Origin of the sequence: Bradyrhizobium acaciae, from assembly GCF_020889785.1 — a bacterium.
Lineage (GTDB): Bacteria > Pseudomonadota > Alphaproteobacteria > Rhizobiales > Xanthobacteraceae > Bradyrhizobium > Bradyrhizobium acaciae.
Genome location: NZ_JACMYK010000205.1, coordinates 1 through 10,554, shown reverse-complemented (window position 1 = coordinate 10,554; position 10,554 = coordinate 1). Strand labels below are relative to the sequence as shown.

The window sequence follows — 10,554 nt, the reverse complement described above, 5'->3', positions numbered from 1 at the left end:
CTGTGCCGCACGACGCCAGCGCCGGCTCTGAGCCGGAACCGGGCAAGACGCCCGCGAGCGAAGCGCCGAAGCCTGTGCCCGCTGCCGCAGCCGCGGCTGCGATGGAGACGCCGAAGCCCAACGCTGCGCCATCGCCGCCCGTCGAGCCCCGCGGCAAACCCGTGGTCGAAACCCAGCGCGACAGCGATGGGCTGCGTGTGACGTTCTCATTCCCCGGCGCGACACCGGCGGCGCTGTTCCGCCGCGCCGATACGGTGTGGATGGTGTTCGACACCGCCGATCCGATCGACGTCGATCCGATCCGCGCCAAGGGCGGTGCGCTGATTTCCGACGTCAGCCGGATCCCGCTGGATAAGGGGCAGGCGGTGCGCTTCCGCCTCAACCGGCCGCAGATGCCGTCGCTCGAGAGCGACGACCGCTCGCGCGGCGTGAGCTGGACGCTGACCTTTGCCGACCGGGTGCAGAAGCCGCCGCTGCCGCTCACCGTGGTCCGCAACATCTCGGAGCCCTCGCTCGCCAATGTCAGCGTGCCGCTCGCCAATCCCGGCCAGCTCCACAAACTGGTCGATCCGGACGCCGGCGATACGCTCTGGGTGGTGACCGCGCCGCCGCCGACCCGCGGCATCATCAAGCGGCAGGATTTCGTCGAGCTCTCATTGCTGGAATCGATCCATGGCGTCGTGGTTCATGCGAACGCGGATGACGTGAAGGCCGAGGTCGGCGCCGACAAGGTGATGCTGGGCCGGCCCGGCGGCCTGACGCTGTCGTCGGCCGACGTCGCCGCCGAGCGCGCGACCGCGGCGGTGAAGCCGCTGTTCGACCCGGACGAGTGGCGCCAGAACCAGTCGGAGAATTTCCTCAAACGGCTCGACGGCCTGATGGCGGCGGCTTCGACCGCCAATGCCGAGCAGTTGCCGCAGGCGCGGCTCGATCTTGCCGAATTCTACATGGCGCGCGGCATGTACCAGGAAGCTCATGGCGTCGCCAATCTGATCCTCTCCGAGAGCAAGCGCGGCAGTGAGACGGCGCCCGTGGTGATGGTGCATGCGGTCGCCAGCATCCTGATCGGGCATCCGGCGCAGGGATTCAAGGATCTCGCCAATTCCGCGATCGGCAACGGCTACGATTCCCAATTGTGGAAGGGCCTCGCCTTTGCCCGCGAAGGCAAATGGGCCGAGGCGCGCGAGAAGTTCAAGAACGCCGAATTCGCGGTCGCGACGCTGCCGCCGGACCTGCAGCGCATCGTCACCATCGATTCGATGAAGGCTTCGCTCGAGGTCAAGGACTATGCCGGCGCCGCACGGCGCAAGAGCGATCTCGACGTGGTCGGCGTTCCCGACGAGCTGAAGCCCGCGGTTGCGGTGCTGCGCGGCCGGCTCGCCGAAGCGCTCGGCCAGGAGAAGGACGCGCTCGACGCCTACCGCTTCGCGATCAGTTCGGCCGACCGCCAGGCCGCCGCCGAAGGCAAGCTGCTGGAGACGCTGCTCAAGCAGAAGCGCGGCGAGATCGGCCGCGACGACGTGCTGAAGGAGCTCGAGCTGCTGTCGATGATGTGGCGCGGCGACAATATCGAGCTGAAGACGCTCTACGTGTTGTCGAAGATCTACGCCGAGACCGCACGCTATGCCGATGCTTTCGCGGTGACGCGTGCCGCGACCCGGCTGCAGCCGAACGCGCCGGAATCGCGCCAGGCCCAGGATGCTGCCTCGGCGCTGTTCGTGCAGCTCTATCTCGGCCCGAAGGGCGACGAGATGGCGCCGATCGACGCGCTCGGCACTTTCTACGAATATCGCGAGCTGACGCCGATCGGCCGCCGCGGCGATGAGATGATCCGCCGTCTCGCGGACCGCCTGGTCGGTGTCGATCTGCTCGATCAGGCCGCCGACCTCCTGCAATACCAGGTCGACAAGCGGCTCGAGGGCGCGGCACGCGCCCAGGTCGCCGCGCGGCTTGCGATGGTCTATCTGATGAACCGCAAGCCCGACCGCGCCATCGGCGCGCTGCGCTCGACCCGGATCGCGGACCTCTCCGGCGAACTGCGCCAACAGCGCTTGCTGCTCGAGGCGCGCGCGCAGAGCGACGTCGGCCGGCACGACCTCGCGCTCGACATCATCTCCAACATCACGGGCCGCGAGGCGATCCGGCTGCGCTCGGACATTTATTGGGCGTCACGTCATTGGCGCGAGGCCTCCGAGCAGATCGAGCTCTACTACGGCGACCGCTGGCGCGACTTCACGCCGCTCAATCCGGGCGAGAAGGCCGACATCATCCGCGCCGTGGTCGGTTACGCACTTGCCGAGGACGCCATCGGGCTGTCCCGGTTCCGCGAAAAATATGCCCCGCTGATGTCCGGCGACGCCGACAAGCTCGCGTTCGACTCGGCGAGCAAGCCGGTGGCAACCTCGAGCGCCGAATTCGCCCAGATCGCGCGGATGGCCGCCAGCGTCGACACGCTCGACGGCTTCATCCGCGAGATGAAGACCCGCTTTCCCGACGCCACCGCCCGCGCGCCGTTGCCCGATCCGGTCGCGACCGGATCGCTGCCCGACAAGCCGAAGGCCGCGCCGGTGAGCACGCTGCCCGTCATCAAGGGCGAGCGCCGTGCCAGCGCAGCCCAGTAGAGACGCAGGCACTTACGGCCCGGGCGACACCCATGCGGTCGAAATGATCCCCTTGTCGTCAAGTGCGATGCGCCAGTGCGACGCGCCGTTCGCCTGTCTGACGCTGTAGACGTCTTCGCCCTGCTCGCCGACCCCGAGAAAGCGGACCGACTGGATCGTGCCGAGGTCCGCGAGGGGCTGAAGCCACGTCATCTGCTTGCGTGTCGCCGCCGCGAGTGCCGGGCTCATCTCATTGTAGTTGGGATTCCCCGACGCGATCCCATCGATCAGGCGGTGAAGTGCAGCCTCGGTTCCCGGGTTGGCCGACTGGTTCTTGACGCGTTCCGCCGTCTGATCGGCGATTTTCCTTGCCGTCGCGGCGTCGATACGCGCCATCGGAATATCGCTGCCGTTCTGATGCAGAATCAGCGAGCTGGCTCGTCCGTCAGGTCCGACGACGAAGCTGACCCGCGCGTCGACAATCTTGGCAAAGAATTCGGTCACGCTCTCGGCATAGAAGCGCACCGAACGCTGTCCGGTGAGTTGCATCACCAGATGATGTCCATCGGGCGTCACCGTGAACACGGCGCGGTCGTTGAGCTGGTAGAATCCGGCACAACGATCGAGCGTGGCCGAATCCACGGCAATCTCCTGCCGCGTGGCGATCGGCGGTGATTCTGCAGTGAAGTCTGTAGCCTGGACCGGCGCGCTCGGCGGTCCGGCAAACTGAATTCGGGCGGCCAGCGTGTTCCAGTCACGCTGGCCGAACAGTTTTGCGATCAGCTCCAGGCTGTCGCTGTGGGTGAGGGGGATCGATTTGGCGCCGAGCGCTTCGCGCAGCGTTTGCGCCATGGCCTTGGCATCACGGAAGTCGCGCATGGGGTCAACCTTTGCATCGACGAACGGAAAAGCGTCAGGGGCTTGCGTTGCTGACCCGTTCGTACGGGCAAAGGAAGCCTGAAACTGGCTTGATACATTCACCGTCCCCGGGGCGGGGTGCAAGCGGCGGGTGGTATCGACCCGGCGGAATGTTCGCCGGAGAGGTGCGATTTGTCAATTGCAAGAGGTCGTGATCGCGTTCGTCCTCTCGACATTCCGCTGTCAAATCGGCAACCATGGCTGAAGCCGCCAGCCGGGAGGACGTCGTCACATGAGCAAGCAGATCAAGACCGAAGCCGAACTCATCGCAATGGCGCGTGCCGAGTTGAAGGTGCATGCCGATTGCCCCGACGGCATCGACATCTCCGTGCTGCGCGACGGCGACAGCTGGGAATTCCGCGCCAGCGCCAACGAGGCCACGGTGGCAAGGCCCGGCTATCCCGAATGCGTCGCAATGCTGGTGCAGATCGGCGATCACCTCAGCAAGCAGTATGACGTGCAAGCAGCATAGCGCGAAGGGTTAGCGGGCTGCGCGAAGCGGGGGGAGCGATGGACCGCATCGACGCCATGAAGGTCTTCGTCGCGGCGGTCGACGAGGGCAGCCTTGCCGGTGCCGGGCGGAAGCTGCGGCGTTCGCCGGCGGCGGTCAGCCGGGCGATCGCGTTCCTTGAACATCATGTCGGCGCCGAGCTGCTTCATCGCACCACGCGGTCGCTGAAGCTGAGCGATGCCGGGCAGCGCTATGCGTCGGCGTGCCGGCGCATCCTCAGCGAGCTCGAGGAAGCCGACATCTCGGCCGGCGGCGAGCGGTCGGCGCCGCGCGGCACGCTGACCATCACGGCGCCTGTCGTAGTCGGCGAGGACGTGCTGCGGCCGCTGCTCGATGCCTTCATGACGGAACATCCGGCGGTGTCTGTGCGGCTCGCGATGCTCGACCGCACCGTCAACCTGATCGACGAGGGCATCGACGTCGCGCTGCGCATCGCCCATCTCGCCGATTCCAATTTCATCGCAATAAAGCTCGGCGAGGTGCGCCGCGTGCTCGCGGCATCGCCGGGCTATCTCGCGCTGCATCCCGTGATCGGCGAGCCGGCCGATCTCGCAAAGCACCAGATCATCGCGATGACGCATTTCGGGCTCGACTCCTGGAGCTTTCCGCCGGCCGCCAAGTCGAAGGTCGCGCGCGCGGTGCAGTTTGCGCCGCGGCTGGTCGTCAACACGGTGCGGGCGGCGGTCGCCTCCGCGAGCGAAGGGCACGGCATCACGCGGCTGTTCTCGTATCACATCGCCGAGGAGATCCGCGACGGGCGGCTGCAGATCCTGCTCGCCGGCGACGAGCCCCCGCCGCTGCCGGTGCATCTCTTGGCGCCGCAGGGGCGCTTCGATGTTCCGAAGGTGCGCGCCTTCGTCGATTTCGCGTCGCCGCGGCTAAAGCGCTACTTCGAGCGGCTCTCCCGGGAGGCCAGCAAGGCCGGGGCAAAATCGCGACGATGAGTTCATCGCGCTTTTGTTTTTGCTTGCGCATGATCAAACGCTTCGCGTTCGTCGTGCCGGAAAACCGCTTCAGACTTTTCCGGATCATGCTCAGTCGTTCGCGTCGCGGAAGAGTGTCTACCGAACAGCGTGCATTCGCGCGGAATGCGGATGTATCTAGTTTGGTCTCCATCGAAGCGGCGCTGGGTCGCTTCAGCAACAGATGGAGAGAGATCATGGGTGCAGAGCAGAAGGTCGCAATCGTCACCGGTGCATCGCAGGGCCTCGGCGAGGCCATCGTCAGGGGCTATCGCGACCGCAACTATCGCGTCGTCGCCAACTCCCGCAGCATCAAGCCGTCGTCGGACCCGGATGTTCTGGCGGTGGCGGGCGACATCGGCGATCCCGAGGTTGCGGAGCGCATCGTCAAGCAGGCGCTTGGGCGCTTCGGCCGTATCGACACGCTGGTCAACAACGCCGGCATCTTCATCGCCAAGCCGTTCACCGATCATACCGATCAGGATTACGCCTCGATCCTGGCGACCAACCTCAACGGCTTCTTCTACATCACCCGCCGCGTCGCCAAGGAGATGGTGAAGCAGGGCTCCGGGCACATCGTGCAGATCACGACCAGCCTAATCGACCATGCCAACAGCAATGTCCCCTCGGTGCTGGCGTCGCTGACCAAGGGCGGCCTGAACGCAGCGACCAAGTCGCTGGCGATTGAATATGCCGCCAAGGGCATCCGCGTGAACGCGGTGGCGCCCGGCGTGATCAAGACGCCGATGCACGCTCCGGAGACCCATGACTTCCTCGCCAAGCTGCACCCGGTCAGGCGCATGGGCGAGATGAAGGACATCGTCGACGCGGTGCTGTTCCTGGAAGGTGCAGGCTTCGTCACGGGCGAGATCCTGCACGTCGACGGCGGCCAGAGCGCCGGTCACTAGCGAGCGTGATCGGGAGAGCGCCATGCCTATCGTCAAGATCCAGGTCACGCGTGAAGGGACGGCGCCGGGTGCGTCGTCCACCACACGGGAGCAGAAGGCCGCGCTGATCAAGGGCGCCAGCGAACTGCTGCGCGACGTGCTCGGCAAGCCGATGGACTCGACGTTCGTTATCGTCGAGGAAGTCGACACCGACAATTGGGGCTGGGGCGGGCTGCCCGCGCTCGAATATCGGAAGAAGCTTGCTGCCGTTGCGAGCTCGTCCCGCTGACCGCTTTTGCCAAATTAACCTCGCGCCTCTTCCGATCGGGAGGGGCGAACAGTGATCGCTGCGAGCGATTGCTGCGATCGCAATTAATCATTTTTCATGAACGGCCGGAGGGCCTACTGCGATGTCCATGTCAGCCAATGTCGATCAGGACAGGCGCCATCACGCCAAGCCGCATCGCGACGCAGGCAGCCCGCTGTGGCTGTCCGCAACCGCGGGGCTGTGTGCCTCGCTGGTCGGGCTCGGACTGGCGCGCTTTGCCTATACGCCGCTGATCCCGGCGCTGATCGCGGCGAAGTGGTTCACGCCGGCGGAAGCTGTCTATCTCGGTGCCGCCAACCTTGCGGGCTATCTGGCCGGCGCGCTGATCGCCCGCGATCTCGGCGCGCGCATCGGCTCGGTGTGGGCGCTGCGCGGCATGATGCTGCTCGCTGCGGTGACCTGCTTTGCCTGCGCGGTGCCGATCTCCTTCATCTGGTTCTTCGGCTTCCGCTTTCTCGCCGGCATCAGCGGTGGCGTGATCATGGTGCTGGCGGCGACCGCAATCCTGCCGCACACCGCGCCGAGCAAGCGCGGCCTGATCGGCGGCGTGATCTTCGCCGGCGTCGGATTGGGTATCGCTGCGTCAGGCACGTTGGTGCCGCTGTTGCTGCAACAAGGCGTCAAGCAGGCCTGGTACGGCCTCGGCGTATTGTCGGCGGCGCTGACCCTGATCAGCTGGAGGGCGTGGCCGGCGGACGTGCCTGCCACACATGGTGCAGCCGAGCCCCACGTCGCGTCGCATGGCGTGCGCTCGCCGCTGGTGATCGCGTTGTGCGTGGAATACGGTCTCAACGCGCTGGCGCTGGTGCCGCACATGGTGTTCCTGGTCGATTACGTGGCGCGTGGCCTCGGACAGGGGATCGCTGCAGGATCGCATTACTGGGTGTTGTACGGCATCGGCGCGGTGGTCGGCCCGCTGCTCGCAGGTCATCTCGCCGATCGCGCAGGTTTCGCTGCGGCGCTGCGTGCGGCGTTTCTGATCGAGGCCGTTGCAGTCGCGCTACCCGCCCTGACGAACTCGCCCGCCGCGTTGATCGTGTCGAGCCTCATCGTCGGCGGCTTCACGCCCGGTATCGTGCCGCTGCTGATCGGCCGCATCCACGAGTTGATCCCGCATTCGGCGGCGAGCCAGCGCTTCGCCTGGGCGCAGGCCACCACGACCTTCGCGCTGTTCCAGGCGGCTGGCGCCTATGGCCTGTCCTATCTGTTCGCGCGGAGCGGCGGCAATTATGCGCTGCTGTTCGTGATCGGTGCCGCCGGCGTAGCCATCGCACTGGCGATTGAACTGTTCAGCGTCGTCGCTCTGGGACGCAGGCCGAGCTAACCGCGCAACGCTTTGGTCAGCACAGCGACGAGGCGGTCGACATCCGCCTCGTCGTTGAAGACGTGCGGAGATATCCGCATCCGGCCGAGCCGCAGCGCGACGTGGATGTTCTCGGCGGCGAGCTGCGCGATCAGCTCCTTCGGGATGCCGCCGGCCATGCCGAGGCTCAGGATATGCGGCGCGCGCAAGCTCGGCGCAAGCATGTTGAGCGTGAGGTCATGGACGCCGTCGGCGATCCGCTGGTTGAGCATCGCAAGCCGCGCACTGACGGCCGCGGCGCCCCATTCGGCCATCATCTCCATGCCGATCGAGGCCATTTCGAGGGTGATGAAATGATCGCGCTCGCCCATGTCGTAACGCTGTGCGCTGTCGACATAGGCGAGGTCGCCGAAATAGACCGGGCTCTCGGAGTTGACGTTGCGGCGGCCGGCGGAGGTCTGCTCCAGCGGCACGCCGTTCTGGTGGCGTTTTGCGACGTAAAGAAACGCCCGGCCGTAGGGGCCGATCAACCATTTGTAGGTCGGGAAGATTACGGCGTCCGGATCGAGCCTTGTCACATCCATCGGCACGACGCCCGTGCTTTGGGTCGCGTCGATGACGAAGGCAGCGCCTTGCCGCCGCAGCGCGGCCTGTATTTTGTCGACGTCGATCAAGCCGCCGTCCGACCAGTGTACCGAGGAGATCGAGGCGAGGCCGACCGGCGGCGCGCCCGATCGCTCGATCGTTGCAAGCACGGCCGATGTCCAGTCGCCGTCGGTTGGCTGGCGCACGGTGTCGACGATGAAGCCCTGGGCCTCGGAGCGGGTGTGCCATTCCAGCACCGGCGAGGAGTGATCGTTCTCCAGTACGATGACACGCGTGCCGCGCGGAATGGTCAGCGTCTTTGCCACCGTGGCGACGCCGTAGCTGATCGCCGGGATCAGCGCGACGTCATTGGCATCGGCATTGATCAGACGGGCTGCCGCGCTGCGGGCACGCTCATGCTGGCGGCCGGCAAAGCCGGCGTCGATCGTCCAGGGCTGGCCCTTGCGTCCGACCGCTGCGCGGCCGGCGTCGAGCGTCTTGAGCGGCAGCGGGCTGTAGGACGCCGAATTCAGGTAGCAGACCTCGCGTGGGATCTCGAACAGATGGCGCTGGGAGGGAAGCATGTCGTCTCGTGGCTGGGATTGCAGATGACGTCGCGGAGAGGATGAGCGCGCGGCTCATCCGTCATACTGGTCGGGGCCCATCGCCCATGGCGCCTGATCGTAGCCATTGGCGAAGGTGCGGTTGGTCTGTGCCGGATTGCGGTTGACCAGCGGCCGCAGATACATCGGATGGGTCGCGCTGCGCACCTCGTGTTCGACGGTGAACAGATGCCGCCCATTGGCGGGATCGACGATGTCGCAGAAGCGGTACTGGTACTGATTGTCCTCGCGGGAGACCAGATTGCGTTCGCGCAGCCGCCTGTACGGGCCGGAGAAATCCGTGATGTAGATCTGGACGTGATGCCCGTCGAACTCGCCCTGTGCTTCATCGCTCTCGCGGAATTGCAGATACTGATCCTTGCCGACTTTTGCGCGCGCGACGACGCCGTCGCCGTTTAAAACGCTGGTCGGGATGCCCATGATTTCAGGATAGAAGCGGCTGATTGCTTCGGCAGTGCCGCGGGGTACTTCGAACTCGACATAGGGCATGCCGAGCGCGATGCGCCCGAACCGCTGGGCGTCCGGTTCAAAGCAGCGCAGCCGGTTGCCCCAAGGGCAAATGGCCTCGACGTGATCGTTGTGCTCGCGATAGCCGAACGCGGTGCCTTCGAGTTTGGGCGCGACCGCGGCAAGGCGCTGGAGCAGGGCCTGCCGCCCGGCGATCACGATACCCGTGTGACCGCGCAGCACCTGCGGCCGGCCGCTCGGCAGATGAAACTGGCTGCGGCCGGCATTCACCCACATGTTGCTGTCGGAGACCATCAGATAGGGATCGCGGGTCAGCCCGATGCCGGCGACATAGAACAGCGTGGCGAGGCGCTGGTCAGGCACCTGCACATTGACGTGCTCCAGATGGATGGCGTTGCCGAGGTCTTCTGCGGCGCGGTCGAATGGCTGCTGCACGGCGCGGCTCCCTGGATGCGGTGCCGCGCATGATAGTGCAACCGCGCGGCTGATCCAGCGAGCGGGCTATGAATGTTTCGCGGGGCTACCCCCCGTAACTCTGCACCAGGCTGCCGGCGACCAGCGCCCAGCCGTCCACCAGCACGAAGAAGATCAGCTTGAACGGCAGCGAGACCACCACCGGCGGCAGCATCATCATGCCCATCGACATCAGCACCGAGGCGACCACAAGGTCGATAATCAGGAACGGCAGGAACAGCAGGAAGCCGATCTCGAAGGCGCGCTTCAGCTCGGAGATCATGAAGGCCGGCACCAGGATGCGCAGCGACATCTCCTCGGGCGTCGCCGGGGGCGGCTCGCCGGAGAGGTCCATGAACAGCTTCAGGTCCTTCTCGCGGACGTTCTTCTGCATGAAGCCGCGCAAGGGCACGGAGGCACGCTGCAAGGCTTCCTCGACGCCGATCTGGTTGGCGACCAGCGGCTTGATGCCGTCGTCATAGGATTTCTGCAGCACCGGTCCCATCACGAAGGCGGTGAGGAACATCGCCAGCGCGATCATCACCGAGTTCGGCGGCGCGGTGGCGGTGCCGAGCGCGGTGCGTAGCAGCGACAGCACCACCACGATGCGCGTGAACGACGTCATCATGACCAGGATCGACGGCGCGATCGACAGCACCGTGAGCAGCGCGATCAGCTGGATCGCGCGCTCGGTCACGCCGCCATTGCCGCCGCCGAGGTTGATGCTGATGTCCTGCGCCATCGCCGGATCGGCGAAGGATCCGGCGGCGATCAGGACAGCGATGAAAAAAACTCTACGCGGGACTGCCCGAAACCTCACGAAGGATTCTTCGGTCGGCCGAGCAGCGAGGCCATCTCGTCCTCGAGATTCTCGAAGCCGCTCTTCTGTCCGCCGGCGGGCGGGGCGGGCGGCTCG

The 10,554-nt window shown here is 65.9% G+C and carries 10 protein-coding genes; 6 read left to right on the top strand and 4 right to left on the bottom strand.

Going from position 1 to position 10,554, the window contains the following annotated elements; genetic code table 11:
* Positions 1-2,621, top strand: a 2,621-nt coding sequence (locus tag H8A92_RS37860) for a tetratricopeptide repeat protein (RefSeq protein ID WP_229200355.1), incomplete at its 5' end; no start/stop codon positions are given.
* 12 nt (positions 2,622-2,633) lie between these two features.
* Here H8A92_RS37860 and H8A92_RS37855 read toward each other — a convergent pair.
* Positions 2,634-3,602 (bottom strand): glyoxalase superfamily protein, encoded by a 969-nt coding sequence (locus H8A92_RS37855; protein ID WP_338026698.1) that lies wholly within the window; start codon positions 3,600-3,602, stop codon positions 2,634-2,636.
* A gap of 148 nt (positions 3,603-3,750) precedes the next feature.
* Here H8A92_RS37855 and H8A92_RS37850 point away from each other — a divergent pair, with 148 nt between their 5' ends.
* The 5 genes from H8A92_RS37850 (at position 3,751) to H8A92_RS37830 (ending at position 7,530) form a co-directional block, all read left to right on the top strand.
* On the top strand, positions 3,751-3,990 hold the full coding sequence (locus H8A92_RS37850) for a hypothetical protein (protein WP_229200353.1): 240 nt from the start codon (positions 3,751-3,753) through the stop codon (positions 3,988-3,990).
* A 38-nt stretch (positions 3,991-4,028) separates the two neighbouring features.
* Entirely contained in the window at positions 4,029-4,973 is a 945-nt protein-coding gene (locus H8A92_RS37845) for a LysR family transcriptional regulator (RefSeq protein WP_229200350.1), read from the top strand.
* 215 nt (positions 4,974-5,188) lie between these two features.
* Positions 5,189-5,899: an SDR family NAD(P)-dependent oxidoreductase gene (locus tag H8A92_RS37840; RefSeq protein ID WP_229200348.1), complete on the top strand. Its 711-nt coding sequence runs from the start codon at positions 5,189-5,191 to the stop codon at positions 5,897-5,899.
* A gap of 22 nt (positions 5,900-5,921) precedes the next feature.
* Positions 5,922-6,167 (top strand): tautomerase family protein, encoded by a 246-nt coding sequence (locus H8A92_RS37835; RefSeq protein ID WP_229200347.1) that lies wholly within the window; start codon positions 5,922-5,924, stop codon positions 6,165-6,167.
* A gap of 121 nt (positions 6,168-6,288) precedes the next feature.
* On the top strand, positions 6,289-7,530 hold the full coding sequence (locus tag H8A92_RS37830; protein WP_229200345.1) for a YbfB/YjiJ family MFS transporter: 1,242 nt from the start codon (positions 6,289-6,291) through the stop codon (positions 7,528-7,530).
* Here H8A92_RS37830 and H8A92_RS37825 read toward each other — a convergent pair.
* From H8A92_RS37825 to fliP, 3 genes are all read right to left on the bottom strand, one after another.
* Positions 7,527-8,678, bottom strand: coding sequence for an aminotransferase class V-fold PLP-dependent enzyme (locus tag H8A92_RS37825; protein ID WP_229200343.1), 1,152 nt, complete (start codon positions 8,676-8,678; stop codon positions 7,527-7,529). The genes H8A92_RS37830 and H8A92_RS37825 overlap by 4 nt on opposite strands.
* 54 nt (positions 8,679-8,732) lie before the next feature.
* The gene (locus tag H8A92_RS37820) at positions 8,733-9,620 is read right to left on the bottom strand and encodes a hypothetical protein (RefSeq protein ID WP_229200342.1); all 888 of its coding nucleotides are present in this window, start codon (positions 9,618-9,620) and stop codon (positions 8,733-8,735) included.
* A gap of 85 nt (positions 9,621-9,705) precedes the next feature.
* Entirely contained in the window at positions 9,706-10,458 is a 753-nt protein-coding gene (fliP, locus tag H8A92_RS37815) for a flagellar type III secretion system pore protein FliP (protein ID WP_229200340.1), read from the bottom strand.
* Positions 10,459-10,554 lie beyond the last annotated feature (96 nt).

Coding starts and splice junctions, on each gene's coding strand:
- H8A92_RS37835 (WP_229200347.1), top strand. CDS start 5,922: ATGCCTATCGTCAAGATCCAGGTCACGCGTGAAGGGACGGCGCCGGGT.
- H8A92_RS37850 (WP_229200353.1), top strand. CDS start 3,751: ATGAGCAAGCAGATCAAGACCGAAGCCGAACTCATCGCAATGGCGCGT.
- H8A92_RS37840 (WP_229200348.1), top strand. CDS start 5,189: ATGGGTGCAGAGCAGAAGGTCGCAATCGTCACCGGTGCATCGCAGGGC.
- H8A92_RS37825 (WP_229200343.1), bottom strand. CDS start 8,678: ATGCTTCCCTCCCAGCGCCATCTGTTCGAGATCCCACGCGAGGTCTGC.
- H8A92_RS37830 (WP_229200345.1), top strand. CDS start 6,289: ATGTCCATGTCAGCCAATGTCGATCAGGACAGGCGCCATCACGCCAAG.
- H8A92_RS37845 (WP_229200350.1), top strand. CDS start 4,029: ATGGACCGCATCGACGCCATGAAGGTCTTCGTCGCGGCGGTCGACGAG.